The following is a 25,564-nucleotide window of genomic DNA, read 5'->3' as shown; positions in this document are numbered from 1 at the left end:
TCCGTGCGTGCGTGGGTGCGGCCGATCAGACGGCGACGGTCGGGTCGAACCCGAGTGCCGGGTCCTCGTCCTCGAGCTCGGGCAGGTAGAGGCCGTCGGCCTGGGCCCGGATCGTCGGGTAGACCGTGGCGAACCGGAGGAACTCCTCGTCGGAGACCTTCAGGCCCGCGGCGTCGAGGAGGACCTTCACGGTGGTCGCAGCGGTGTCGAGGGTCATCTCATGCTCCTTCTGTGGTGGTGGGCGGGGTCGGCGTGGAACGGAGGGACGGCGCCTCGACCGGGACGTCGGCGCCGGTGTGCAGGTGGCAGGCGACGCGGTGCCCCGGCTCGACCTCGGCCAGGACAGGCGCCTCCTGCGCGCACCTCTCGTGCGCCGACGGGCAGCGGGTGCGGAAGCGGCACCCGCTCGGCGGGTCGAGCGGGCTCGGCATCTCGCCGTCGATGCGACCGGCGTCCGCCGCGCGCTCGCGGGGGTCGAGCTTCGGGATCGATGCGAGCAGGCCCTGCGTGTAGGGGTGCAGCGGGCGTCGGTAGAGGTCCTCGGCCGGACAGGTCTCGACGACCCGCCCGAGGTACATCACGGCCACCTCGTCGCTCGACCACTCCACGACGTTCAGGTCGTGGCTGATGAAGACGTAGGTGAGGCCGTAGGCCTCCTGGAGGTCGTCGAGCAGGTTGAGGATCTGGGCCTGGATCGACTTGTCGAGGGCCGAGACCGCCTCGTCGAGGACGACGAGCCGCGGGTGCAGCGCCAGGGCCCGAGCGATGTTGACCCGCTGCCGCTGCCCGCCGCTCAGCTGGTGCGGGTAGTGCGTCGCGTAGTTCGGGTGCAGGCCGACGTCGGTGAGCACGGTGCCGACGCGCTCCTGGATCTCCGCGGTCGGCACCCCTTGGACCCGCAGGGGGAAGGCGATCGACTCGCCGATCGTCGCCTTGGGGTTGAGCGCGGAGTACGGGTCCTGGAAGACCATCTGCATCTGCTCGACGACCGAGCGGGGGCGGCGGCCCTTGCTCCCGAGCGCCTGGCCCGCGAAGCGGATCGTGCCGTCGTCGTGCGGGACGAGCCCGACGATCAGGCGGGCCAGGGTCGACTTGCCGCAGCCGGACTCGCCGACGATGCCGACGGTGGACCCCTCCCGCACCAGCAGGTCGACCCCGTCGACGGCCGACACGCTCCGCTTCCGCATCCCGATCTTCACCGGGAACGTCTTCGAGACCTGCTCGAGCTCGAGCAGGACCGCCGGCTCGGTCGGCGCGTCGGGCGTCGGGGCCGTCGGCTCGACGTCGGTCGTGGGGGCAGGCATCGCGCCTCCTCGTGGTTCGGTGGGGACGGGCATCAGTCGAGGCGGGCGTCCATGGCCTCGCGCAGCGCGTCGCTGGCGAGGTTGAAGGCCACCGAGGTCACGAAGATGAGGACCCCGGGGAGGACGGCGACCCCGGCGGCGACGTAGATCGAGCCGCGCAGGCTGTTGAGCATGTAGCCCCACTCCGGCGTCGGCGGCTGGGAGCCGAGGCCGAGGAAGCTGAGGCTGGCGGCGATGATCATCGCCACGCCGACGAGCCCCGAGGCGTAGACGATGATGTGGTTGAGCACGTTCGGCAGGAGCTGCGTACGGACGAGCGTGAAGCGCCCGGCGCCGCTCAGCCGGGCGGCCTCCATGTACTCCTGGGTCGCCACGGTGCGGGCCGAGGACTCGGCCACCCGGGCGATCGGCGGGATGAACACGATCGTCACCGCCACGATGGCGTTGGCGAGACCCGGTCCGAGCGAGGCGCCGACCGCGATGGCCAGCAGGATCGCCGGGAAGGCGTAGAGCATGTCCATCACCCGCATCAGCAGCGAGCCGACCGCGCCGCGCACGAAGCCGGCCCATGCGCCGATCACGGTCCCGATGACCGTCGCGGCGATCGTCGGGACGAACGCCGCGGTCAGCGACAGGCGGCCGCCGTGGAGCAGGCGGGAGAGCATGTCGCGCCCCTGCTCGTCGGTGCCGAGGAGGTGCCCGTCGGAGAGGACGGGCTGGAGGCGGTTCGTCGCGTCGCCGACGAGCGGGTCGTGGCTGCTCAGCAGCGGCGCCGCGAACGACGTCACGACGAGCACGAGCAGGACGAGTGCCGCGGCGACCCCGACCTTGTTCGCCAGGAAGCGCCGACGGGTCTCGGCCCAGAACGAGCGGGCCTCGACACCGAGCTCCGCGGCGTACCAGGCGTCGCGCCGGGCCGCGGCGCCGGTCGGCGAGCCGGGCTCGACGATCGTTGCATCCGACATCGGTGCCTCCTAGGCGACCGCCCGCCGCAGGCGGGGGTCGATCGTCGCCTGGACGAGGTCCACGGCGAGGTTGACGAGGACGAAGGTCAAGGCGATCACGAGGGTCGCCCCCTGGACGACCAGCAGGTCCCGGGCGGAGATGGCGTTGAAGACGAGCATCCCCATGCCCGGCCACTGGAAGATCGTCTCGATGAGCACCGAGCCGCCGAGGAGGTAGCCGATCTGGAGGCCCGACGTCGTGAGCACCGGGGAGATGGCGTTCTTGAAGACGTGCCGGAGGATCGACAGGTTGCCGAGGCCCTTGGCGCGGAGCGTCTGCACGAAGTCCGCGGCGTAGGTCTCGACGATCGCCGCCCTCGTCACCCGGGCGGTGATGCCGAGGGTGGCGAGCGAGCCGGCGATCACCGGCATCGTCAGGTGCTTGAAGAACGTCACCTGGTCCTGGTCGAGCCCGGTGCCGCCCGACGGCAGCCAACGGAGCCGGGCGGCGAACACGATGAGCATGACGATCGCCAGGAAGAACGACGGGACGCTCAGCCCGACGAGGCTGAACACCGAGATCAGGCGGTCGGTCAGCTTCCCGCGCCGCACGCCGGCGACGAACCCGGCGGCCACGCCGCCCACCAGGCCGAACACGGCCGAGTAGGCGGCGAGGATCACCGTGTTCCCCCACGCCGCACCGAGGAGGGTGGTCACCTCGGCACGACGGTGGGGCGAGTAGCCGAGGTCACCCCGGACGGCGTCGCTCAACCAGTCCATGTAGCGGACGGGCAGCGGGTCGTCGAGGCCGAGCTCGGCGCGGACCGCCGCCCGCTCCGCCGCGCTCGCGTCCTCGGAGAGGAAGGCCGCCGCCGGGTCGCCCGGCAGGACCGTCATCAGGAGGAAGATGATCACGGTGACCCCGAAGAGGATCGGGACCGCCATGCCCAGGCGACGGAGGACGATGTTCAGCATCGCTCAGCCCTCCATCGAGATGATCGTGAAGTCCGTCCACCACGACTGGGCGTGCACGTAGCCCTGCACCTCGGGCGACATCACCCGCAGGTTCAGGTCGTGCACCCAGTAGAGGAACATGGCGTCGTCGAGGGCGAGGCGCATCATGTCCCGCAGGTGGGCGTGGGACTCCTCGGGGTCGAAGCTCGCCATCGCCGCGGCGTAGGCCTCGTCGACGCCCGGCGTGCAGTTGCCGGTCGCGTTCGGGAGCCCGCCGGGTCGCTCGCAGAGGAACGCCGAGCCGTAGCCGGACGACACCTGACCCGCCGCCGGCGAGATGAACATGATGTCGATGTCGGACCAGGCCGGTTGGTCCATGCCCTCGTAGAGGATCGTGATGATCGTGTTCCACTCGAGGGGCATGAGCTCGACGCCGACGCCGATCGCCTCGAAGTCGGCCTGGAGCTTCTCCATCATCGGGCCGGGGAACATGTTCCCGGACCCTCCGGTCGGGTACGCCATCGTCAGCTCGAGCTCGCCCGGCTCGTAGCCGGCCTCGGCGAGGAGCTCGCGGGCCCGCTCCGGGTCGTAGGAGTAACCGGGGTGGTCGTCGACGAAGTCGGGGTGGCCCTCGTAGACGAACTGGCTCGCCGGGTAGCCGACGTCGTTGATGAGGGCGGCGATCCCCTCTCGGTCGAGTGCGTAGTTCAGCGCCTGGCGCAGGGCGAGGTTGTCGGCGAAGGGCTCGCGGAACATGTTGAACCGGGGCATGATCCCGTGCGGGTACTTGCCGAGGTGGACGGCGAAGCCCTCGGCCTCCAACTGCTCGATGGCGTCGGGAGCGGGGACCTCGGCCCAGTCGACCTCGCCGGACTGCAGCGCCGAGAGCCGGGCGGCCGGCTCGGGCTTCGGGTACAGGACGATCTGGTCGAGCAGCGGACGCCCGCCCCAGTAGTCCTCGTTGGCCGTCAGCTCCATGACCTCGCCGTCGACGTAGCGGGTCATCACGAACGGGCCGGTGCCGGTGGCGTGCTGGTTGTAGGCGTCGTTGCCGACCTCCTGGACCACCGTCGGGCTCGGGAAGAAGACGTGGGCGAGGTCCTCGGCGAGCCAGGCGTAGGGCTCGGAGGTCGTCACGGTGAAGGTCTGCGGGTCGACCGCCTCCCACGACTCGACGAACCGCATGTAGTTGCCGTACCGGGGCGCGTTGATCGCGTCGTAGTGCTCGAAGTCGGGGTCGTTGATCCGGTCGAACTGGAACACGGCGGCCTCGGCGTCGAAGGGCGTGCCGTCGTGGAACGTCACCCCCTCCCGCAGGTGGAAGGTCCAGGTGAGCTGGTCCTCCGACACCTCCCAGGACTCGGCGAGCGACGGCTGGGCCGTCGGGATCGTCTCGGCCTGGTCGAGGTCGAAGCGGGTCAGGGCGTCGTAGATGTTGTTGCCGACGAACCGGTAGCCCTCGTAGCCCTCGTTGGGGGGCGTCGAGGGGAACGGGACGTTGCCGGCGGACATGGCGATGCGCAGGACACCGCCGCCCTCGCCCCCGCCGCTCGTACCGCTGGCGCCGGCGGCGCCGTTGCCGCTGTCGCCGCCGCTGGCGCACGACGCGGCCAGCAGGGCGAGGAGCAGCACCAGCGGGACGAGGAGGGAGCGCCGGCGTCGCCGCGCGGCGGGGAGAGGGACACGACGCTCAGCTGACGGCATGGGTGGCCTCCTGGGGGACGGCGACGGTGGTGTCGGTGGTGGGACGGGCGGACAGGTGGCAGCGGCTCGCGCGCACGCGATCGAGCGGGATGAGCTCGGGACGGCGGTCCCAGCACTCCTCGGTGGCGGCGTCGCAGCGCGGGGCGAAGGCGCAGCCCTCGGGGAGTCGGGCCAGGCTCGGCGGCGACCCGGGGATGGCCCGGGGCCGTGTGCGCTGCCCCGGTCGGACGTTGGCCTCGAGCAGACCGCGTGTGTAGGGGTGCTCGGGGGCGAGCAGGACCTCCTCGGCCGGCCCCTGCTCGACCACGCGGCCGGCGTACATGACGACCACGTCGTCAGCGACCTCGGCGGCGACCGCGAGGTCGTGGGTGACGATGACGACGCCCATGTCGCTCTCCGCCTGGATCTCACGGAAGAGGTCGAGGATGCGGGCCTGCACGGTGACGTCGAGGGCGGTGGTGGGCTCGTCGGCGAGCAGCACCTTGGGGTTGCACGCGAGCGCCATGGCGATGACGACGCGCTGGCGCATGCCGCCGCTCAGCTCGAACGGGTACGCCTTCACCCGCTCCGCGGGCGAGGGGATCTGGACCCGGTCGAGCAGCTCGACCGCCTGCCGTCGGGCCTGGGCCCTCGAGAGGCCGAGGTGGCGGCGGAGCGTCTCCACCAGCTGGGCCTCGATCGTGTACACGGGGTCGAGCGCGGTCAGCGGGTCCTGGAAGACCATCGACACGTCGCGGCCCCGCGTGGCGGCCCGGGCCTTGGCGGGGAGGTCGAGCAGGCTCGTGCCGTCGAGGTACACCTCGCCGGTGATCTGGGCCGATGCCGGCTGGATCCCGAGGATCGACCGGAGCATCGCGCTCTTGCCGCTCCCCGACTCGCCGATGACGGCGAGGACACGACCCTTGCCGAGTCGGAACGACACGTCGTTGACCGCGGTCAACCCGCCGCCGCGGGTCCGGAAGGTCGTGCTCAACCCCCGGACGTCGAGGGCGGGGACGGCCGCACGCCGGTCGGCGTCGAGCTGGGCCTGCATGAGCTCGAGGTCGGAGCGCCGCTCCTCGTGGGTGGTCGTCATTGTGCCTCTCTCCTGTCGTCGCGGGACGGGTCCCGGTGCTGGATGTGGGCACGATGACGAGGCTCGGTTTCCCGGCGACGACCGTGGTGTGAGCGGCCGGTTACGCCACCTCCGCGCAGGCGCAGGGCCCGACGCGCAAGGGGAACAGCGGTGTTTCGCCGCCCGCCCCTCCACGTCGGTGCCGGTCCGCCAGCTCCACCCGCCGAGGTCCCGGACGCGCACCAGCCCCCGCCCCACGACCCGTGCGTCGTGCGTGCGGGGGCTGGGTTCGCTGCCCGCCGCGGGCCGCCGTCAGGTCGGCGGTCCGCGGTCGAGCGCGCCTGGTGGCGCGTCAGCGGCCGAGGCCGATGACCTCCGTCCAGTCGACCGACTGCTGGTAGGCGTAGCCGGCGCGGAGCAGGAGCGCGTCGTCCAGGGGACGGCCCACGAGCTGCATGCTCACCGGCAGCCCGTCGCTCTTCCCGCAGGGCACCGCGAGGGCCGGGTGACCCGTCAGGTTGAAGGGCTGGGTGTTCGCCGTCCACGGATGCCGGTCGGCGCCCCGGCCCATCGACAGGTTCTCCTCGAGGGCGGCGGCCCAGCTCGTCGGTGCGTCGTACCGAGGGGCGGTGGTGATGCACGTCGGCATCACGAGCACGTCCACCTCGGCCAGCACCGCGTCGTAGGCGGCGGTGATCGCCGCTCGCACGTTCTGCGCCTTGGCGTACACCCTCCCGTGGAACCGGCGCTTGCTCATCTCCGCGGTGATGTAGCTGAGCTTGGTGCGGGGGTTGATGACGTCGAGCTGCTCCTGCCAGACGCGGTTGACGGCGGCGAGCAGGTTCTCCGGGTAGTAGCTCTTCGCGAAGAGGCCGTAGAAGCCGGTGTCGAACACGGCCTTCGAGCCCTCGGGGCCGAACGCCGCCTGCACGGCAGGGGCCACGAGGTGCTCGGGGATCGAGACCTTGGAGATCACGGCGCCGGCCTCGCCCAGCACCTCGACCGCCGCCATCACGCCGTCGTGGACGCCGGGTTCGCTGTCGATGAAGGCCTCGTCGAGCACGGCGACCCGCAGCCCGGACACGCCGTCGTGGAGCGTGGCGAGGCTGTCGTAGCCGTCGGGGATCTCGCGCCCCTGGCGCGGATCGAGCCCGTCGTGTCCGGCGACCGCGTCGAGGGCGGCGGCGGCGTCCTCCATCGTGCGCGACATCGGTCCGGTGAAGTCGATGCTCTGGTCCGAACCGAACCCGAGCCCGAAGTGGGAGACGAGACCGAACGTCGGCTTCAACCCGACCGTCCCCGACCAGGCGGCCGGGATGCGGATGGAGCCTCCCTGGTCGCCGCCGAAGGAGATGTCGACCTCGCCGGCGGCCACCGCGGCGGCCGACCCTCCGGACGAACCGCCGGGCACGTGGTCGTGGTCGTGGGGGTTCTTCGTCCGGCCGTAGTCGCCGATGCCGCCACCGAAGCCGAAGCCGCCGGTCAAGCCGTTCATCACGTTCTTGCCGGTCACCGTGGCACCGGCGGCGAGCGAGCGGGTCACGATCGTGGCGTCGAAGTCGGGGACGAACCCCTCGAGCGCGTGGGCTCCGATCGTCATCGGGATCCCGGCGACGGCGACGTGGTCCTTGAACGAGACCTTCCGCCCGGCGAGCGGACCGTCGTCCGCTCCCGCGATCTCGCACCGCCACATCCAGGCGTTGAGCGGGTCCTCGTCGGCGCCGGGTCGGTACCCGGGCTCGCGGGCCGCGTAGGTCACCGGGAGGGTGCGCTCCGGCATCCGGGCCTGGAGGAACTGGTCCATCGCGGCCAGCTGCGCCGCGACCTCCCGCTGGTAGAGCGGGGCATCCTCTTCGGTCAGGTGGAAGCCGATCGAGCGCGCGACGGCGACGACCTCCTCCTGGTCAGGTGGTGTGTGCATGTCCTGTCCTCTCGACGAGACGGGTGGTGCCGAGCATCCCGACGAGCGATGACCGCTGCGAGTCGGTCCGATGTGCGCTCGGTTACGCCGGCTGCGCGGCCTGCGGCGCCCCGTCCCCGGTGGGGTCGACCGTCCCGGTCGGACGGTTCCGCCACCTCCCCGACGGGGACGGATCACCGGTGTCGGCGATCTGCATGTCGGCGACGAGCGCGACGCGATCGGCCCGGCTGCGCGTGAAGCCGAACTCGAACGGCCGGCCGTCGGCGAGGTAGCTCGTGCGCTCCATGAGGAAGAGCGGAGCGCCGTCGGGGACACCGAGCAACGACGCCGCTCCTGCGCCGGCCACGACGGCCTCGATGACGAGGTGCCCGCGGGTCAGCTCGATCCCGAGGACGCTCCGGACCAGGCGGTAGTAGTGCAGCCGGTCGAGCTCGCACCCGAGCAGGGGCTCGGCGAGGGACCCCGGCATCCAGCTGGAGCGGATCGACAGCGGTGTCCCGTCGACCACCATCAGCCGCTCGAGGAGCACCGCCGGCTCACCGTCGCCGACGGCGAGGGCCGTGGCGACCGTCGAGGGTGCGGGCAGCAGCTGTGCGGTGATCGTCTCGAAGCGCGGCTCCCCCGTGGCCTGCACGGAGTCGGCGATCGAGCGCAGGCGGTCGAAGTCGTGCATGGCCTTCCGGGCCACGACGAACGTCCCCGCCCCCTGACGCCGCTCGACGAGTCCCTCGGCGCGCAGGAGGTCGAGGGCCTCGCGCACCGCGTTGCGGCTCACCCCGTGGGCCCGCACCAGGTGGTCCTCCATGGGCAGCGGGCCCTCGCCGTGCAGCCCCTGGAGGATCTGGGCCCGCAGCAGGTCGGCCACCTGGCGGGCGTCGTCGGACCGGCGACGCCGGTGGGGTGCTCGGGCCTCGTCGCTGCAGCTCCGGCTCATGCTGGCAGCATCGGTCGGCGCGGTTACCCGACCGCGTCCTGTACGTGAGCAGTCGGTTACGTGCCGATCTCGCCCGGCTGACGCGCCGGTCCCCCGATCGACCATGATCGGGCGATGACCAACCACATGGGCGCGGTGGGGATCGCCGTCAGCGACCTCGACCGATCCGTCGACTTCTACACCCGGGTCCTCGGCATGACGGTGCTGACGACCTTCGAGCTCCCCCACATGGACGAGGCCGTCGTCGGCTGGGGACGCCGGGGCGCGGCCGTCGTCCTCATGCGCTACACGGACGGGTCCGACCCGACGACGCGCGACCTGCCGGTGAAGCTGGTGCTGTACCTCGACGACCCGGTGGCGGCCGCGGACCGGATCCGCGCCGAGGGGCTCCCGATCGAGCGGGAGCCGGCGCCCGTCCCGCAGCTCGGCGGCGCCGTCGTCGGCTTCGCGAAGGACCCCGACGGCTACACGCTCGAGCTCCTCGAGTCGCCGGACGCCACCAGCTGACCGGTGGCTACGTCGGTGGCGTCGTGCCGTGCACGGCGAGCCACCGGGTGCCCGGCTCGACGCGCAGCAGCCGGTGCGGGCGGCTGCCCGGCACGAGCACCCAGTCGCCGGGGCCGAGCTCGACGCGCTCCTCGTCGATCTCGAGGATCGCCGAGCCCTCCAGCACCACCACCCACTCGTCGCCGAGCTGGAGGAACTCCACAGGGGTCGAGACGCGTCCGCTGCTGATGTGCTCGACGCGGAACGCCGCGGTGGACGCGAGGTCGACGTGGACCTCGCCGTCGTCGGGCCCGTCGGCGTCCGGGGGGAGATGACCGCGGTGGAGGCTCAACGCGCCGTCCACCCCCCGTCGACCGCGATGGTCTGTCCCGCCAGGTAGGTCGAGGCATCGGACGCGAGGAACAGCAGCGCCCCGTCGAGCTCGTGCGGCTCGCCCACGCGTCCGGCCGGGCAGTTCCGGCGGATGAACGTCATCGAGCTCTCGTCCCGCATCATCGACTCGTCGGTCATCTCCGACGGGAACCAACCCGGCGCGAGGGCGTTGACCCTCACGCCGCGCCGCGCCGCGCCCACTGGCACCCGAGCTCCTTGGTGAGGGCCACCACCCCACCCTTGCTCGCCACGTACGACGCCTGCGTGATGGGCGCCGACGCGACGAGGCCGAGGATCGACGCCACGTTCACGATCGACCCGGCGCCCGACTCGAGCATCGTGCGGCCCGCCAGCTGGCTCAGGTGGAAGACCGCGGTGAGGTTGACCTCGAGCACGTCGGACCAGTCGTCGAGGGGCTCGTCCTCGGCCGGGGCCGTGCGACCGATGCCGGCGTTGTTGACCAGGACGTCGATCGTCCCGCACTGGTCGACCGCGGCGTCGACGAGCTCCTCACGCCCGTCCGGGGTGGACACGTCGACCGGGACGGCGACGACGCGCTCGCCGAGGTCGTCCGCGAGGGCGTCGAGCCGGTCCGCCCGACGGGCGCCGACGACCACGGTGGCCCCGGCGGCGTGCAGGACCCGGGCGAAGCGCTCGCCCAGGCCCGACGACGCGCCGGTGACCACCGCGACCCGACCGTCGAGGTCGAAGAGGTGGGTGAGGTCGATCATCCCCTCATTGGAGCACCATGTTCGGCTCCCCGCGTGCGTTCAACCCGTTGCCGCGGACGCAGGTCCCGCCCCTCACGGTCGCGTCGCCGTCGCCGTAGGCCTGGCGCAGGCAGTTGCGCAGGGCGAGCTGGCCCCACCAGCTCGGGTGCAGCGACTCCTGCAGCTGGTACGGGCCCACCAGGGTCGTCACGGTGCGGATCTGGCTCACCCACTCCGTCTGGTCGACGGCCCCCGGGGACTGCCAGCTGGCGATCCCCCGTTCCTCGAGGAGGCCGACCGTGTTCTCGCACAGGCGGCGTCCGTTGAGCGCGTCCTTCATCTCGAGCACGACGATGTTCGGTGCGCCGCTGCGCGCCGCCCCGTTCCGAGCCGCCTGGTTCATCCTCACGACCGCCGTGTCGTTCGCCCAGTCGGCGTCGCGGTTCCAGATGCCGCACCCACCGATCGACTGGCGGGTCCACCCCGACTCCGGGTAGCGGAACTGCGAGCCACGAGGGACCGGCGAGGAGTACGTCTGGACGATGATCGTGTAGTCGCCGTCGGTGTAGCCGGCGTTCGTCATCGCCTGGCGCACGTTGGCGATCGCGCCGGCCACCTCGTTCGTGCGGGCCTCGACGGCGCTCGCGGTGAACCGGTTCCTGATCGACGCGTCGTCGTGGCAGTAGTTCTTCCACCACGACGGCGACGTCAGCCAGTTGGCGACGCACTGGACGACGATGTCGCGGAACCCGAAGTTGTTGGCGCCGATGAGCACGGTGACCGCCTCGACGTCGTGGGTCGACGCGAACTCCTGCAGCATCTGCGCCTGACCCTTGCGCCCCCCTTGGTTGTGGAAGTCGAGCCCCGGCTTCCAGTCGCCGGAGTCGCTGACGAAGGAGTAGGTGCGAGCCCCGGAGCACGCCAGGTTCAGCGACCGCACGGGGTCGCCCGACGCGTCGACGCCGATGTGGGCCTCGGCCGCCGTCGACCGGTGGCAGCCAGGGATCGGCTCGCTCCCCTGGCCTTCGTCGTACGCACCGGCTCCGCCGGCGTCGACGCGGCTCGACGCCTGGTTGGTGTTGCCCGCCCAGCGTCCGGCCTCACCCGAGATCGCCGAGTCGCCGAGCGTCACGACCCACGGTTCCCCCGGCACCGGGCCGTCGCCGGCCGCCTGTGCGTCGACCGGACCGGCTGCCACCGCCACGGTGGCCGCGACCACTCCGAGCACGGCGGCGAGGGCGCGCACGCGCGTCACGAACCTCATCTGCTTCCTCCCCTGGTTGTCCCCTTGTCGGTCCCCCCGGACGCCGATCGCTCGGCGTGGTGAGTCTTCCCCCGAGTCGAGGGTCGCGCAAGGGTCCCGTCAGGTGGTGCGGACGACGACCGCCTCGTCGACGTCGAGGTGACCGTCGAAGTCGACGTCTCGCTCCCGTTCGGGGCGGCTGGAGGCGAGGAGGGTGCCGGGCCGCTCGATCGTCACCGGGCCCTCGCCCAGGTTCACGGCGACAGCGATCGTCTCGCCCTCCAGCTGCCGATGGAGCTCGAGCACCTCGGGGCGCTCGGGATCGGGGCCGAGGACGTGCATCGTCCCGCGCCGCAACGTCGCCTCGGCTCGGCGGAGGCCGAGCAGCTCCCGGTACAGGTGGAGGGTGGACCTCGGGTCGGCGACCTGGGCCTCGACCGAGAGGTCGCCGGAGTCGGGAGGGAAGGGCAACCAGGGGTCGGGACCCCAGCCGTGGTCCGGCTCGGTCGTCCACGGGATGGGGGCCCGCTCGCCGTCGCGGCCGTCGGGGTCGACGACACGGTCGGCGGGGATCTCCGCGTCCTCGAGCCCGAGCTCCTCCCCTGCGTAGATGAACGGCGTGCCCCGCACGGTGGCCGTCAGCACCGCCGCGGCGCGGGCCCGCTCGAGCGAGCCGTACCGGCTGCGGTGCCGGGGTCGGTCGTGGTTCGAGAGCACCCAGGTGGGCCACAGCGGCGGGGCGAACTCCGACTGCACCGTCGTGATCACCGAGCGCAGGGCCCCGGCGTCCCAGGCGGTGTGCAGCGTGCGGAAGTCGAACGTGAGGTGCAGCTCGTCGTCGTCGCCGAGGTAGCCGACGGTCTGGCCGGGCTTCAGGAGGTAGACCTCCCCCACCATCATCGGGTGCTGCGGGTAGCTGTCGAGGAGGGCCCGGATGCGCCGCAGCAGCTCGTGGGTGAAGGGCTCGTCGATGCTGACGACGAGGTTGGAGGCCTTGCGCTCGGGCAGGTCGGCCAGCTCCTCGCCCTTGCCGATCAGGTGCACGACGTCGGCGCGGAAGCCGTCCACGCCACGGTCGAGCCAGAACCGCAGCGTGTCGTGCATCGCCGCCTCGACCTCGGGGTTCGACCAGTTGAGGTCGGGCTGCTCCGCGAGGAACGAGTGCAGGTAGTACTGGCCGGTGGCCTCGTCGAGCGTCCAGGCGGGGACGCCCTTGAAGGCGGAGATCCAGTTGTTGGGCGGACCGCCGTCGGGAGCCGGGTCGCGCCACACGTACCAGTCGCGCCGAGGGTCGTCCCGCGACGAGCGCGACGCCTGGAACCAGGGGTGCTGGTCCGAGGTGTGGTTGGGCACCCAGTCGAGCAGCACCCGCAGGCCGAGCTCGTGGGCCCGGGCGATCAGGCGGTCGGCGTCGTCGAGCGTGCCGAAGACGGGGTCGACGTCGGTGTGGTCGGCCACGTCGTAGCCGAAGTCGGCCATCGGCGAGCGATAGATCGGCGACAGCCAGATGGCGTCGACGCCGAGCTCGGCGACGTGGTCGAGCCCCTCGATGATGCCGGGCAGGTCCCCGATGCCGTCGCCGTTCCCGTCACGGAAGGAGCGGGGGTAGATCTGGTAGACGACCGCCTCGGTCCACCAGCGCGGGTCGTCACGAAGCTCGGCCATCTCCTGACGCTAACCGTGCGGCGGTGGCGTCAACCCCCGGACCGTCGCGCCGCCTCGCGAGAGGTGCGCAGGACCTCGGCGTACCAGCGGCCGCTGTCCTTCGGGGTGCGCACCTGGGTGTCGTAGTCGACGTGGACGACGCCGAAGCGCTTGCGGTACCCCTCGGCCCACTCGTAGTTGTCGAGCAGCGACCAGGCGAAGTAGCCGCGGAGGTCGACGCCCTCGTCGATCGCCGCGGCGCAGGCCCGCAGGTGCCCGTCGAGGAAGTCGATGCGGTCGGCGTCGTGCACGATGCCGTCCGGGCCGACGACGTCGGCGAACGCCGCGCCGTTCTCGTGGACGTAGAGGGGCGGGGCGTCGTAGTCGCGCCACAGGTCCACCAGCGTCTCCGTGAGCCCGTCGGGCTCGATGGCCCACCCCAGATCCGTGACCGGGCGGCCGGGGTCGACGGCCTCGACGTCGGGCGAGCCGGGCCACGGCGACGGGGAGGCCGAAGCACCCCGGCGGTGCCGCACGTGGTGGCGGCGGTAGTAGTTGAGGCCCATGGCGTCGATGGGCCGGCTGATGACGTCGAGGTCGCCGTCGCGGATGTGCGCCAGGTCGGACACGGCGCGCAGGTCGTCGAGCACGTCCTCGGGGTACGCGCCCCGCAGGATCGGGTCGTACCAGATGCGGTTGGCGATGCCGTCGACGCGGCGCGCCGCGTCGCGATCGAGCTCCGACTCCCCGGCCGGGTGCACCGGGTACGGGTTGAGGGTGATGCCGATCTCCGGGTCAGCGGCCGTGACCGTGGCCCGGAGGGCGTCGACCCCCATGCCGTGGCCGAGCAGCAGGTGGTGCGCCGCCGCGACCGCGGCGGCGGGATCGGTGCGGCCGGGGGCGTGCACGCCAGCTGCGTAGCCCAGCATGGCCGAGCACCAGGGCTCGTTCACGGTCGACCACCGAGCGACGCGGTCGCCGAGGGCGTCGCCGACCACCTCGGCGTAGTCGGCGAAGCGACCGGCGGTGTCGCGCGCCGGCCAGCCGCCGGCGTCCTCCAGCGCCTGGGGCAGGTCCCAGTGGTAGAGCGTGGCGACGGGGACGATCCCCACCTCGAGCAGGGCCTCGACGAGGTCGCGGTAGAAGTCGAGCCCCGAGGTCGACACCGCGCCCTTGCCCTCGGGCTGCACCCGGGGCCACGCGATCGAGAACCGGTAGGCACCCAACCCGAGCTCGGCCATCAGCCGCACGTCGTCGCGCATCCTCGTGCGGTGCTCGACCGCCACCGAGCCGTCGGTCCCGTCGGCGATCGCGCCGGGCCGCCGGGCGAAGGTGTCCCAGATGGACGGCCCGCGCCCGTCGAGGTCGACGCCGCCCTCGATCTGGTACGACGAGGTCGCGGCACCCCAGAGGAAGCCGTCGGGGAAGGTCGGGATCGGCGGGCGGGGCTCGTCCGCCGCCGTCACCCCTTGACCGACCCGGCGGTGAGGCCGCGCACGAAGTAGCGCTGGAGCGAGAAGAACACGACGAGCGGGAGGCTCATCGAGATGAACGCCGCCGAGGTGAGCAGGTGCCAGTTCTGGCCGCGCGAGCCGGCGAGCTCCTGCAGGGCCAGCGTGAGCACCCGGTTGGAGCGCGTGCCGCCGAGGAACACGTAGGCGACGAGCAGGTCGTTCCAGACCCACATGAACTGGAAGATGGCGAACGCGGCGAGGGCCGGGACCGACAGCGGGACGATGAGGCGCCAGAAGATCGTGAAGTGGTCGGCACCGTCGATCTTCGCCGACTCGATGATCGAGGACGGCAGGGACCCGATGTAGTTGCGCAGCAGGTACGTGGCGAGCGGCAGGCCGAACGCGGTGTGGGCCAACCAGATGCCGAGGAACGTGCCGCCGAGGTCGAGGTCCGGGAAGAGCGGCACCGGACCGATCGCCGCGCCGCCGGTGTAGAGGCGGAGCACGGGGATCAGCGCCATCTGGAGGGGCACGACCATCAGGCCGACCACCATCACGAACATCACCTGGCGGCCCTTGAACTCCATCCAGGAGAAGGCGTACGCCGCGAACGCGGCGATCGTGATCGGGATGATCGTCGACGGGATCGCCACCGCCAAGCTGTTCATGAAGGCGTTGCCGAAGCCCCGGCTCTCCAGCGCGGTGGAGTAGTTGTCGAGGGTCCACTCGTCGGGCTGCCAGAAGCTCGTGAGGACGGTCCACCAGCCCGAGGAGTTGACGTCGGCCGCGGGACGGAACGACGAGATGAGCACCCCGACCGTCGGGATGGACCACAGGACGACCATCGCGACCACGGCGATGACGACGAGCGGCGTGCCGCGCCGCTCGCCCAGGGGTGACGAGCTGCGGCGCTTCCGCCTGCCGGTCGGCGGGACGGCGTCCTCGGCGAGGGGCTCGACGGTGTCGACGGCATCGACGGTGCTCATCGCATGGCCTCCTGCGCGCGGAACTGCTTGATGTTCCAGATCATCACCGGCACGACCGCCACGAAGAGGATGACGGCGATGGCGGCGCCCCGACCGCTGTGGTTGCCGAGGAAGAACCAGCGGATCATCCGCTCGGCGATGACCTCGGTGCCGTTCGCCTCGGCGCTGCCCATCACGAAGACGATGTCGAACACCTTCAGGGCGTTGATGACCATGTAGGTGGTGACGACGACGATCGTCGGGAGGATGCTCGGCACGACGATCCGACGGAAGACCTGGAGCTCGTTGGCCCCGTCGATGCGGGCCGCCTCCTTGATCTCGTCGGGCACCGCCTTGATCGCAGCGGAGAGGACGACCATGGCGAAGCCGGTCTGCATCCAGACCATGATCATCATCAACATGAGGTTGTTCCACGGTTTCTGGCTGAGCCAGGCCACGGGATCGTTGCCGAACATCCCCCAGAGGGCGTTCATCAACCCGATGTTCGAGCCGAAGCCCTGGGGTCGGAAGTTGTAGACGAACTGCCACACGACGGCTGCGCCCACGAACGAGATCGCCATCGGGAGGAAGATCAGCGACTTGGCGGCGGCCTCGCCCCGCGGGAGGCGATCGGCCAGCGTGGCGAAGATCAGGCCGATCGTGACCGCGACGAGCGGCACGATGATGATCCAGCCGAGGGAGTTGCGGATCGACCGGAGCATGGAGTCGTCGGTGAAGACGAACTCGAAGTTCTCGAGCCCCACCCACGACTCACCCCGCGAGTCGCGCAGGCTCAGGTACAGCGTGTTGAAGACCGGATAGATGAGGAAGACGCCGAGCGCGAGCATCGCCGGGGCGATGAAGACGTACGGGCGCACCGTCTCTCGCCAGTCGCGCGGCAGCCAGTCGACCGCCGTGTCCATCATCCAGTAGACGGCGAACACCCCGACGACGCCGACGAGCAGCGCCACGCCGACGACGGTGAAGCGGTTGGCCTCCTGGTCGCTCAGCAGCTCGATCGTGGCGAGCGTGCCGACGAAGAGCAGCACGAGCACGACGACGGCGATGGCCGCCCGCGCGAGGTGCGTCGCTGCGCCGGGCCCCGCCGCGAGCGGTGGACCGCCGACCTCGATGATGGGCGTGGAGGGAACGGGCTCGTCGACGGCGTCGTCGGCGTCCCCCCCCTCGGTCCCCCTGCGTTCCTGACCGGTGGTCTCGGCCATCTACCCCCCTCGTCCGGGTCGGCTGGCAGTGAGGTTAGAGGAGCGGGCCGCCGTCGGCCCGCTCCTCCAACTCTCGAGGGAACTACTGCTGCACGAACTGGATCATCGCGGTCCAGAACGCGTTGGAGCCGACCGCAGCCGGCATGAGGTCGGAGGCGTCGAAGCGACCGTTGCCCTCCTCGAGGGCGGTCGTCAAGACGTCAGCGGCCCCGGCCAGCAGGTCGTTGGCGTAGCAGTCGGCGCCGACCTCGATGTTCGGCGAGATGCGCGAGCTGGCCTGGACGGCACCCTGCTCGCACTGGACCTCGGTGCCCGAGAAGGCGTCGAGGAACTCGCGGACCTCGGGGGCGTTGCGGAACGCCACCGCCAGCTCACCGGCGAAGAGGGTGCCCTCCTGGTCGATGGGCGGGAAGGGGAACCAGTCGTAGTCCGTGCCGGCCTCGGCGTCCTCCGGGAAGAACGCGTTGATGAAGCTGGCCTGGCGGTGCAGGTAGCACCCCGGCTCCTCGTCGAACATCGGAGCCGGCGCGTCGCCGAAGGCGAGGCTGGTGGTGTTCTCGGCACCGCCGAGGACGTAGCCGTCGGTGAAGAGGATCTCGCCGAACAGCTCGGCCGCCCGGCTCACCTCCTCGCTGTCGAAGGACAGCTCACCTGCCACCCACTGGTCGTAGGCGTCGGGCCCCGCGGTGCGGAGCATGATGTCCTCCATCCAGTCGGTCGCCGGCCAACCGGTGGCGCCGCCCGACTCGAAGCCGATGCACCACGGCGTGCCGCCGTCCTCGACGATCTGGTCGGAGAGGGCGATGAGGTCGTCCCAGGTCTCGGGCACCTCGTAGCCGGCCTCCTCGAAGTCGTCGACCGGGTACCACACCATCGACTTCAGGTTGATGTTGGTGGGCAGGCCGTAGTGCTTGCCGTTGTACTCGCCGAGCGACATGAAGTACTCGCCGAACCGGTCGTTCAGCTCGTCGATGTCGAAGCCGAGGTCCTCGAGGGCCACGGCGTCACCGGAGCGGGCGAGCTCGATGACCGCGCCCGGCTGCGGGTAGAGCATCACGTCGGACGGGTTCCCGCCCTCGACGCGGATCTGAGCCTGCTCCTCGAACTCCGAGGACGGCTCCAGCTCGGCGGTGTACTCGGCGTCGGCGTTGATCATGTCGTCGATGATCGTCTGCAGAGCCTCGGCCTCCTCGGGCTCCATGGCCCCGAAGACGCTGACGGTGCCGGTGTTCTCCGACTCCGCGACCGGCTCGACCTCGACCTCCTCGGCCTCGGCCGGCCAGGCGTCGTCGACCGCCGCGAGCATGCTCGTGTCGATCTCCGACGATCCACCGCCGTTGGTGTCACCGCCGCCGCCGGCATCGTCACCGTCGTCGTCGCCGCACGCGGCGAGGACCCCGGTGAAGAGGACGGCGTACGCAAGCAGTCGCAACAGTCGCTTCATGTGTCTCCCCTTGTCTCTCGTTGGTCGTCCGGCCCGAGGGGACCGGGGTCGTCGGTGCACGCCCGACCTCCTGTCACCCTCACCGCCGGACGCCCGGCGGAGCCGTACTGGTCCGGGTCACGAGCTCGAGGTCGAGCTCGTGGACACCGGGCTCGGGGGGATGTGCCCCGAGTGCCTCGAGTAGCAGCCGAGCGCCGAGCTCACCGCTGCGGTACAGCGGCTGCCGCACCGTGGTGAGCCCGACGTGGGCTGCGAGCTCGATGTCGTCGAACCCCACGACCGACACGTCGTCGGGGACGGAGAGCCCGGTGTCGCGGGCGGCCTCCATCGCACCGACCGCCTGCATGTCCGAGCAGCAGACGATGGCGGTGGGGGGTTCGTCGCCGGCCAGCATGCGGCCGGCGAGTGCGTAGCCCACGTCGCGCTGGTGCGCGCCGTGGTGCACGAGGTCCTCGCGGACGACGCGCTCGGCGTCGTCGTGCGCCTGGCGGAAGCCGAGCTCCCGCTGCGCCGAGGAGGTGAAGCCGAACGGGTTGTCCGGCGCGTCGCCGATGAAGCCGATGTCGCGGTGGCCGAGGGCCAGCAGGTGCTCGGCGGCCATGCGTCCGCCGGCGACGTCGTCGGTGACGACGGCCGGGAAGCCGTCGTGGCTGGAGTCGACCAGCACGATCGCCATGCCGGTGTCGGCCAGGCGGTGGAGGTCGTCGGCGCGCACGGGGAGCGTCATGACGAGGAGCCCGTCGGCGCGCTGGCGGGTGAGGGTGGCCATGTGCTCGGCTCGGTGGGTGGGCGACTCGACGTCGAAGAGGACGAGGTCGTAGGGGCTCCCGTCGAGCGCGGCCACCACGCCGCGGAGCCGCTCGATCGCCGACGCCTGGGTGAAGAACGGGACGATGACGCCGATCGTCTGGCCGCGGCCGCGGGACAGGCCCCGGGCGAGCGGGTTCGGCCGGTAGTGGAGCGCCTCGATGGCGTCGAGAACCCGGGCCCGCGTGGCGGGGCTGACGTGGCCGCTGTCGTTGAGGACGCGCGAGACGGTGCCGGCGCCGACACCTGCGTGCGCTGCCACCTCTCGGATCGTCACCATGCGGCCCCCACGGTCGCGACGAGTGGAAGCGGTTCCACCCACGTGTCGACGGTAACACCGATCGAACCGCGGATGCTGGAACCGCTTCCAGGGCATTTTGGTCCCGACCTGCCACGGTCGGGACCAGTGGTGCGGCCGCGGGGCTGGGCGGGCGTGGTTCACTGCGGGGATGGTGAGGTCGGCGACGAGGGCGCTGCGCGGGCAGACCGGGGTCCTCCACCTCGGGGCGAGCGCCCTGCTCCTCGTCGCCACGTTCCGCCCGTGGGTGCACAGCGGCGAGCGCACCCTCAACGCCTACGAGCTGCGGGAGGTGGCTCACCGCCTCGAGCTGCTCGAGCCGTGGATGGTCGCGCCCGTGGTCGTCGTGCCGCTCGCCGTCGCGCTCACCGCGCTCGCCCGCTGGGCCGGTCGACACGTCGTGGCGCACGTCAGCTCCCTCGCCGCGGCGGCCTACGTCGTCGGCGGGGTCGCCGCCACCCGGGACGTGGCGCTGCCGCTCGGCGATGGGCGCACGCTCGCAGTGGCCGGCGGCGCGCTCCTCGTCCTGACCGCGCTGGTCGAACTACTCTGGCCCGACCGAGCGGGTAGCGGCTCTGGCGGACACGAGCTCCTCCAGGCGCGCACTCCGCCCGACCCCGTCGACGACCACCGGAGAGCGCAGCGATGACCACCCCCGCCGGCTGGTACCCCGACCCCAACGCGGAGGGGACCCAGCGCTACTGGGACGGCGCCCAGTGGACGGAGCACACGGCGCCGCTCGTGGCGACCACCCCCGCGGACGCACCTGCGTCCCCCGCCGAGCCGGCACCGCTCGCCACCGACGCCGCGCCCGACGGCGGTGGGGGCCGACGCAAGCTCCTCGGCGGGGTGGCCGCGGCCGTGCTCGTCGTCGCCGCCGGCGCGTTCGCCGTCACCCAGCTGGCCAGCGCCGACGGCGGTGCGGACAGCCCCGAGGCCGCGGTGTCGGGCTTGTTCGACTCGATGGCCGACGAGGACCTCGTCGGCATGGCCGAGATCGTCCTGCCGGGTGAGCGGCGCACCTTCGTCGACCCGATGCTCGAGGGCGTCGACCACCTCCGACGCTGGGGCGTGCTCGACGAGTCGCTCGACACGTCCGACGTCGGCGGGATCGACCTCGAGGTCGAGGACCTCGAGCTGCGCACCGAGGAGGCAGCCGAGGACGTCGTGAACGTGTTCGCCTCCGGCACGATGGTCGCGAGCCTCCAGGGCGAGGAGCTGCCCGTCGGGTCCCTGCTCGAGGAGCGCGCCCTCGAGGGCGAGGACATGTCCGAGCTCGACAGCGAGCCGGCCCGCGAGGGGTTCGAGGACGTGATGATCACCGCCGTCCGCGAGGACGGACGCTGGTACGTCAGCGGCACCTACACGATCGCCGAGGCCGCCCGCGCCGATGCCGGAGTGCAGCTGCCGCCGCCCGACGAGGCCGTGCAGCCGATCGGCGCCGACTCCCCCGAGGAGGCCGTCGACGGCCTCATGGCGTCGATCGCCGACCTCGACCTCGAGGGCATGATCGCCCGGCTCCACCCCGACGAGGCCAGCGCGCTCCAGCGCTACGCCCCGATGTTCCTCGACGAGGGACAGGCCGCGATCGACGAGATGGTGGCCGAGGCCGGCCTCGACATCGAGATCGAGGACCTCGACTACGACATCGTCGAGCGCGACGGGTTCGCGGTGGTCACCGCGGCCACCTTCTCGCTGCGTGCCACCGCCGACGGCGAAGAGGTCTCGATGTCCTTCGACGGGGACTGCACCGTCATCACCGTCGACGGCGAGACCGAGGAGGTCTGCACCGCCGACGCGCCGGAGTCCTCGATCGACCTCACGGACACGCCGATCGGCGACGTCCAGGCGATGCTCGACGAGATGGACGAGGTCGGCCTCGTCGTCGCCGAGGGCCCGGGCGGCTGGTACGTGGCCCCCGTCCGCTCGTACTCCGAGGTCGTCCTCGCCGTGATGCGGGTCATCGACCGCGAGCACATCGAGCGACTGATCGACTCCGCCGAGGACGGGTCGCTCGCGCAGTGGTTCGAGGAGCAGTTCGAGTCGATGTTCGGTGAGCTCGGGCTCGACGAGGATGCTCTGTTCGGTTCGTCCACCGAGATGTTCGAGGAGATCGGCGGCCCCATCGAGACGACCGACCTCGGGGATCTCGTCGACGCCTGCCAGGGCGGCGACATGGGCGCCTGCGACGACCTGTGGTGGTCCTCCCCCATCGACTCGGAGGAGGAGCGGATCGCGGAGACCTGCGGCGACACGCTCCCCGCCGAGGGCGGCGGCACCTGCGAAGCGCGCGCCGGCAGCGACCAGAGCGACAGCTCCGCCGACGAGGGCTCCGGCTCCACGGACGACGCGGCGGCGCTCCCCGACACCTACGGCGACGATCCGTCGCTCGACGTGCTGTGGGAGGAGTGCGAGGCCGGTGACGGCGCGGCGTGCGACGACCTCTACATGGAGTCGCCCGTCGGCTCCGAGTACGAGGAGTTCGGCCGCAGCTGCGGCGGTCGCCAGGAGGACGGCAGCTTCGACTGGTGCGAGGACGTGCTCGCGGGCGGGAGCTGATCGTCAGCCGGCGGTGATGCGGAGCACCCGGTCGCCGCTGCCGTTGGAGGTCGTCACGTAGAGGCTGCCGTCGGGCGCCTGGTCGACCGCCCTCAAGCGGCCGAACGTGCCGTTCAGCTGGGGCACGATCTCCTGCCCGACGACACGACCGTCGGGGGCGAACGTGAAGAGCCGCAGCGTGCTGTCCTTCAGCGAGGCGACGGCCAACCGACCCCCCAGCTCCCCCAGCGGGAGCCGCGCAGGAAGTCGGCGCCGGAGGTGGCGAGCGTCAGAGCTCCCGACGACCAGACCGCGGGCCGCGCCCCGGCGTGGGTCATCGGCACGCTCTCGTTGTAGCCGGGGACCGGGTTCCAGCCGTAGTTGACGCCGGCCTGGAGCAGGTTGATCTCGTCGTCGCGGGTGGGGCCGTGCTCCACCGAGAAGATCTGACCGGACCCGGGGCGCAGCGCGAGGCCCTGCACGTTGCGATGGCCGTAGGTGTAGATGCGCCGGGTGTCGGCGTTGGCGCTGCCGAGGAACGGGTTGCCCGCCGCCCCCTCGCCGGTGGCTCGATCGACGCGCAGCACCTTGCCGCCGAGGGACGTCACGTCCTGGGGGTTCGTGCCCTGCGCCGCGTCGCCGGTGCCGATGAGGAGGCGCCCGTCGGGGGCGATCTCGAGCTGGCAGCCGCCGTGGCGGCCGCTCGAGCTGCCCGGCATGCCCGACACGAGCACCGGCTGGCGGGTGGCCGTGGTCCAGCCGGGGTCGATCGTCCACGGGTAGACGCGGACGTCGCCGCTCGTGTGCCCCTGGCACGTGTAGATGCGGCGGTTGGTCGCGAAGTCGGGATCGACGACGACGCCCATGAGGCCGGTCTCACCGGAGACCCGCAGATCGCCGAAGTTCGCCGCCAGCTGCCGCTGCACGCCGTTCGGCAGCCGGACCCGCAGACGGCCCGGTCGCTCGGTGACGACGAGGGTGTCGTCCGGTGCGGTGTCGACGCCCCACGGCACCTGCAACCCGCTCATCACGGTGGTGACCGAGATCGACGGCGCGCAGCGTGCCGGGGGCGGTGGCGTGTAGCCGCCGGGCCGGATGCCGACGAGCCCTGCGTAGCGGTGGAGGAACGTGGCGAGCGTGCCGCGGGTGAGCCCGGCGTGGGGCTGGAACAGGCCGGTGCAGCCGACGCCCGTGGTGAGGCGCGTCTGCACCATCCACTCGACGGCCTGGGTGTAGAAGGCGCGCGGCTGGACGTCGGGGAAGGGCGTGGGCGATCCGGCCGGACGTTCGGCGTGGCGCCACAGCAGCGTCGTCAGCTCGGCCCGCGTCACCGGGGCGTTCGGGGCGTAGAGGTTGGACCCGCCGACGCCGGTCGTGAGACCGGCCTGGCGCAGCCAGCCGACGGCACGGGCGTAGTAGGCCCCCGTGGGAACGTCGGCGAAGCCCGACAGCGGTGCCGGCGGCGACCCCTCGATCCGCCACAGGAACGTCGCCGCCTCGGCCCGGGTCACGACTCGGTCCGGGAGGAACAGGCCGGTCGATCCGACGCCGGTGGTGTGACCCGCCGCCTCCAGCCACGCCACGCCGTCCGAGTAGAACGCGCCCGGGGGCACGTCGGGGAACGCGGCGCCGGCGGGCGGCCCGGTGAGGACGGACGCGCAGATCGCCACGACGAGGGCGACGGCAGCTCGCCGCCGTCGCGGGGATCCGCCGGGGGCGCGGTGGATCGTCACGCGGTCGAGCGTAACGCCGGTCCACACTGTCGGCAGCCGGCGATCCGCGCCGGTCACCGGTGGAGGCGCCGTGGTCGACCTGCTCGCCGACAACCCCGTCCTGCTGCTCGCCCTCGTCGTCGGCGCCGGCGGGCTCCTCGGCGCCCTGCGGGTCGCGGGCTTCTCCCTCGGCCCCGCCGCTGCGCTCTTCGTGGGCTTGGCCGCCTCGGCCTACGACGAGCGCCTGGTCGTGCCACCGGTGGTCCTCACCATCGGCCTGGTCTTCTTCACCTACCTGGTCGGGCTCGACGCCGGCCCCTCGCTCCGGGTCGCCGCCGACCGCCGGAGCCTCGCGGCGGGCGCGGTCGTCGCCGTCGTCGTCACGACCGCGGCAGGGGCGGCATGGGCCGGGGGCGAGCTCCTCGACCTCGCCCCCGGCGGCCGAGCGGGGTTGTTCGCCGGGGCGACGACCAACACGCCGGCACTCGCCGCCGCGACCGAGCAGCTGCGACCGGGCGACCCCTCGGCCACCGTCGGGTACTCGCTGACGTATCCGCTCGGTGTCGTCGTCATGCTCGTCGCCGCCCAGCTGACGCTGCGCCGCCACCGCCCCGACGCGGGTCCCGGCGCGGTCGTCGCATGGACGCTCCGGGTCGACCGCGACGAGGTGCCGTCCCTCGGCGAGCTGCGCGAGCGCATCCCGGGGGTCGCCTTCGGGCGGGTCCGGATCGGCGGGCGGATCCACATCGGCAGCGACGACGTCCGTCCTCGTCGGGGCGACCTGGTCGTCGCCATCGGCCACGACGAGCAGCTGCGCGCCCTCGTTCTCGCCCTCGGCCCGCGCGCCGACATCCACCTGCCTCTCGACCGTCGCACGCTCGACTACCGACGCATCGCGGTGTCGGACCGGCGCGCCACCGGTCGATCGATCGGGTCCCTCGACCTGGTGGGGCGGTTCGGTGCGGTCATCACGCGCGTCCGCCGCGGCGACGCGGACCTCGTCGCCGACCCGGCGCTGGTCCTCCGCCCGGGCGACCGCGTCCGCGTCGTCGCGTCGAGGGACCGGCTCGACGAGGTCGCGGCGTTCCTCGGCGACAGCGAGCGGGGGCTCGCCGAGGTCGACGGCGCCACGCTCGGCATCGGGATCGGGCTCGGTTTGCTCGTCGGCGAGATCCCTCTCCCCCTCCCCGGCGGCGACCTGCGCCTCGGGGCCGCCGGCGGTCCGCTCGTCGTCGGCCTCCTCCTCGGCGCGCTCGGCCGCACCGGCCGGGTCACCTGGACGCTCCCCTACGGCGTCGGTGCGGTCCTCCGCCAGTTCGGCGCGCTGCTGTTCTTCGCGACGGTGGGGACGACGTCGGGCGCGGCGTTCGCCGACGAGGTGGCGTCGCTCTCCGGCGTCGAGGTGGTGGCGCTCGGAGCAGCCACCACCGTGGTGGTCGCGGCGGGCGGGTGGCTCGCGGCCCGCGTCGCGGGGATGGCACCTCCCGGCGCCGCAGGTCTGCTCGCCGGGCTCCAGACCCAGCCCGCCGTGCTGGCCTTCGCCGACGACCGGACGCGGGGCGACGACCGGGTCAACCTCGGCTACGCCATGGTTTTCCCCGTGGCGATGATCGCGAAGATCCTGGCGGCCCAGCTCCTGGCGGGCTGAGCGGCATCAGCTCCCGCTCGAGTTCTGCAGCACGCAGGGAACAGAGGTTGACACTGCGTCCTTCCCCCGGAAGTTCGGGCGCCCCCAATCGGCACCTCGGTGACATGCCCCATCTGTTTATGGCTGAGCGGTAGGAGGCGCTTTGATGTCCGGTCCCGCCGACATGACACCCGACTGTTCAATC

General features: G+C 72.0%; 20 protein-coding genes and 2 pseudogenes. 4 read left to right on the top strand and 18 right to left on the bottom strand.

What is annotated here, in order from left to right; genetic code table 11:
- Nucleotides 1-25: 25 nt before the first annotated feature.
- From GH723_RS07680 to GH723_RS07645, 8 genes are all read right to left on the bottom strand, one after another.
- Entirely contained in the window at nucleotides 26-217 is a 192-nt protein-coding gene (locus GH723_RS07680; protein ID WP_153759104.1) for a hypothetical protein, read from the bottom strand.
- Between the two features lies 1 nt (nucleotide 218).
- The gene (locus GH723_RS07675) at nucleotides 219-1,304 is read right to left on the bottom strand and encodes an ABC transporter ATP-binding protein (RefSeq protein ID WP_153759103.1); all 1,086 of its coding nucleotides are present in this window, start codon (nucleotides 1,302-1,304) and stop codon (nucleotides 219-221) included.
- 32 nt (nucleotides 1,305-1,336) lie between these two features.
- Nucleotides 1,337-2,269, bottom strand: coding sequence for an ABC transporter permease (locus tag GH723_RS07670; protein ID WP_153759102.1), 933 nt, complete (start codon nucleotides 2,267-2,269; stop codon nucleotides 1,337-1,339).
- A gap of 9 nt (nucleotides 2,270-2,278) precedes the next feature.
- Nucleotides 2,279-3,223, bottom strand: a complete 945-nt coding sequence (locus GH723_RS07665) for an ABC transporter permease (protein ID WP_153759101.1) — start codon at nucleotides 3,221-3,223, stop codon at nucleotides 2,279-2,281.
- Nucleotides 3,224-3,226: 3 nt separating this feature from the next.
- Complete coding sequence (locus GH723_RS07660) at nucleotides 3,227-4,906, bottom strand: ABC transporter substrate-binding protein (RefSeq protein WP_153759100.1); 1,680 nt, start codon at nucleotides 4,904-4,906, stop codon at nucleotides 3,227-3,229.
- Entirely contained in the window at nucleotides 4,893-5,981 is a 1,089-nt protein-coding gene (locus GH723_RS07655; protein ID WP_229023163.1) for an ABC transporter ATP-binding protein, read from the bottom strand. The genes GH723_RS07660 and GH723_RS07655 overlap by 14 nt, the downstream gene beginning before the upstream one ends.
- A gap of 331 nt (nucleotides 5,982-6,312) precedes the next feature.
- Complete coding sequence (locus tag GH723_RS07650) at nucleotides 6,313-7,881, bottom strand: amidase family protein (protein WP_153759099.1); 1,569 nt, start codon at nucleotides 7,879-7,881, stop codon at nucleotides 6,313-6,315.
- Between the two features lie 82 nt (nucleotides 7,882-7,963).
- Complete coding sequence (locus tag GH723_RS07645) at nucleotides 7,964-8,815, bottom strand: GntR family transcriptional regulator (RefSeq protein ID WP_195210596.1); 852 nt, start codon at nucleotides 8,813-8,815, stop codon at nucleotides 7,964-7,966.
- Between the two features lie 114 nt (nucleotides 8,816-8,929).
- On the opposite strand from GH723_RS07645, the gene GH723_RS07640 reads away from it, so the two are divergent.
- Nucleotides 8,930-9,322, top strand: coding sequence for a VOC family protein (locus tag GH723_RS07640; RefSeq protein WP_153759097.1), 393 nt, complete (start codon nucleotides 8,930-8,932; stop codon nucleotides 9,320-9,322).
- 7 nt (nucleotides 9,323-9,329) lie between these two features.
- Here GH723_RS07640 and GH723_RS07635 read toward each other — a convergent pair whose 3' ends face one another.
- From GH723_RS07635 to GH723_RS07595, 9 genes and pseudogenes are all read right to left on the bottom strand, one after another.
- The gene (locus tag GH723_RS07635; RefSeq protein ID WP_195210595.1) at nucleotides 9,330-9,653 is read right to left on the bottom strand and encodes a cupin domain-containing protein; all 324 of its coding nucleotides are present in this window, start codon (nucleotides 9,651-9,653) and stop codon (nucleotides 9,330-9,332) included.
- Nucleotides 9,650-10,425: pseudogene (locus GH723_RS07630) on the bottom strand (SDR family NAD(P)-dependent oxidoreductase). The gene GH723_RS07635 and the pseudogene GH723_RS07630 overlap by 4 nt, the downstream one beginning before the upstream one ends.
- A gap of 4 nt (nucleotides 10,426-10,429) precedes the next feature.
- Complete coding sequence (locus GH723_RS07625) at nucleotides 10,430-11,668, bottom strand: SGNH/GDSL hydrolase family protein (protein ID WP_153759095.1); 1,239 nt, start codon at nucleotides 11,666-11,668, stop codon at nucleotides 10,430-10,432.
- Nucleotides 11,669-11,767: 99 nt separating this feature from the next.
- The gene (locus GH723_RS07620) at nucleotides 11,768-13,312 is read right to left on the bottom strand and encodes an alpha-amylase family glycosyl hydrolase (protein WP_153759094.1); all 1,545 of its coding nucleotides are present in this window, start codon (nucleotides 13,310-13,312) and stop codon (nucleotides 11,768-11,770) included.
- A gap of 29 nt (nucleotides 13,313-13,341) precedes the next feature.
- A complete protein-coding gene (locus GH723_RS07615; protein WP_153759093.1) occupies nucleotides 13,342-14,757 on the bottom strand; it encodes a GH1 family beta-glucosidase in 1,416 nt (471 codons plus the stop codon).
- A complete protein-coding gene (locus GH723_RS07610; RefSeq protein ID WP_153759092.1) occupies nucleotides 14,754-15,731 on the bottom strand; it encodes a carbohydrate ABC transporter permease in 978 nt (325 codons plus the stop codon). Before GH723_RS07610 ends, GH723_RS07615 begins: the two co-directional genes overlap by 4 nt.
- Nucleotides 15,728-16,933, bottom strand: coding sequence for a carbohydrate ABC transporter permease (locus GH723_RS07605; RefSeq protein WP_229023162.1), 1,206 nt, complete (start codon nucleotides 16,931-16,933; stop codon nucleotides 15,728-15,730). Before GH723_RS07605 ends, GH723_RS07610 begins: the two co-directional genes overlap by 4 nt.
- 82 nt (nucleotides 16,934-17,015) lie before the next feature.
- Nucleotides 17,016-18,377, bottom strand: a complete 1,362-nt coding sequence (locus GH723_RS07600; protein WP_153759091.1) for an ABC transporter substrate-binding protein — start codon at nucleotides 18,375-18,377, stop codon at nucleotides 17,016-17,018.
- A gap of 79 nt (nucleotides 18,378-18,456) precedes the next feature.
- Complete coding sequence (locus tag GH723_RS07595; RefSeq protein WP_229023161.1) at nucleotides 18,457-19,446, bottom strand: LacI family DNA-binding transcriptional regulator; 990 nt, start codon at nucleotides 19,444-19,446, stop codon at nucleotides 18,457-18,459.
- Between the two features lie 187 nt (nucleotides 19,447-19,633).
- Between GH723_RS07595 and GH723_RS07590 the strand changes: the two genes are divergently transcribed.
- The gene (locus GH723_RS07590; protein ID WP_153759089.1) at nucleotides 19,634-20,131 is read left to right on the top strand and encodes a hypothetical protein; all 498 of its coding nucleotides are present in this window, start codon (nucleotides 19,634-19,636) and stop codon (nucleotides 20,129-20,131) included.
- Nucleotides 20,128-22,041: a DUF2510 domain-containing protein gene (locus GH723_RS07585; RefSeq protein ID WP_153759088.1), complete on the top strand. Its 1,914-nt coding sequence runs from the start codon at nucleotides 20,128-20,130 to the stop codon at nucleotides 22,039-22,041. The genes GH723_RS07590 and GH723_RS07585 overlap by 4 nt, the downstream gene beginning before the upstream one ends.
- 3 nt (nucleotides 22,042-22,044) lie before the next feature.
- Here the strand turns inward: GH723_RS07585 and GH723_RS07575 are convergent.
- Nucleotides 22,045-23,633 (bottom strand): annotated as a pseudogene (locus tag GH723_RS07575) (PQQ-dependent sugar dehydrogenase).
- 190 nt (nucleotides 23,634-23,823) lie between these two features.
- On the opposite strand from GH723_RS07575, the gene GH723_RS07570 reads away from it, so the two are divergent.
- Nucleotides 23,824-25,380 carry an aspartate:alanine exchanger family transporter gene (locus GH723_RS07570; RefSeq protein ID WP_195210592.1) on the top strand — a complete coding sequence of 519 codons (1,557 nt, stop codon included), beginning with the start codon at nucleotides 23,824-23,826 and terminating at the stop codon, nucleotides 25,378-25,380.
- The last annotated feature ends 184 nt before the right edge of the window (nucleotides 25,381-25,564 follow it).

Origin of the sequence: Actinomarinicola tropica (assembly GCF_009650215.1) — a bacterium.
Classification (GTDB): Bacteria; Actinomycetota; Acidimicrobiia; order Acidimicrobiales; family SKKL01; genus Actinomarinicola; species Actinomarinicola tropica.
Note: the sequence above shows the minus strand (reverse complement) of the source record. Positions and strands in the feature narration are given on the sequence as shown.

Coding starts and splice junctions, on each gene's coding strand:
- GH723_RS07680 (WP_153759104.1), bottom strand. CDS start 217: ATGACCCTCGACACCGCTGCGACCACCGTGAAGGTCCTCCTCGACGCC.
- GH723_RS07675 (WP_153759103.1), bottom strand. CDS start 1,304: ATGCCTGCCCCCACGACCGACGTCGAGCCGACGGCCCCGACGCCCGAC.
- GH723_RS07670 (WP_153759102.1), bottom strand. CDS start 2,269: ATGTCGGATGCAACGATCGTCGAGCCCGGCTCGCCGACCGGCGCCGCG.
- GH723_RS07665 (WP_153759101.1), bottom strand. CDS start 3,223: ATGCTGAACATCGTCCTCCGTCGCCTGGGCATGGCGGTCCCGATCCTC.
- GH723_RS07660 (WP_153759100.1), bottom strand. CDS start 4,906: ATGCCGTCAGCTGAGCGTCGTGTCCCTCTCCCCGCCGCGCGGCGACGC.
- GH723_RS07655 (WP_229023163.1), bottom strand. CDS start 5,981: ATGACGACCACCCACGAGGAGCGGCGCTCCGACCTCGAGCTCATGCAG.
- GH723_RS07650 (WP_153759099.1), bottom strand. CDS start 7,881: ATGCACACACCACCTGACCAGGAGGAGGTCGTCGCCGTCGCGCGCTCG.
- GH723_RS07645 (WP_195210596.1), bottom strand. CDS start 8,815: ATGAGCCGGAGCTGCAGCGACGAGGCCCGAGCACCCCACCGGCGTCGC.
- GH723_RS07640 (WP_153759097.1), top strand. CDS start 8,930: ATGACCAACCACATGGGCGCGGTGGGGATCGCCGTCAGCGACCTCGAC.
- GH723_RS07625 (WP_153759095.1), bottom strand. CDS start 11,668: ATGAGGTTCGTGACGCGCGTGCGCGCCCTCGCCGCCGTGCTCGGAGTG.
- GH723_RS07620 (WP_153759094.1), bottom strand. CDS start 13,312: ATGGCCGAGCTTCGTGACGACCCGCGCTGGTGGACCGAGGCGGTCGTC.
- GH723_RS07610 (WP_153759092.1), bottom strand. CDS start 15,731: ATGAGCACCGTCGATGCCGTCGACACCGTCGAGCCCCTCGCCGAGGAC.
- GH723_RS07605 (WP_229023162.1), bottom strand. CDS start 16,933: ATGGCCGAGACCACCGGTCAGGAACGCAGGGGGACCGAGGGGGGGGAC.
- GH723_RS07600 (WP_153759091.1), bottom strand. CDS start 18,377: ATGAAGCGACTGTTGCGACTGCTTGCGTACGCCGTCCTCTTCACCGGG.
- GH723_RS07590 (WP_153759089.1), top strand. CDS start 19,634: ATGGTGAGGTCGGCGACGAGGGCGCTGCGCGGGCAGACCGGGGTCCTC.
- GH723_RS07585 (WP_153759088.1), top strand. CDS start 20,128: ATGACCACCCCCGCCGGCTGGTACCCCGACCCCAACGCGGAGGGGACC.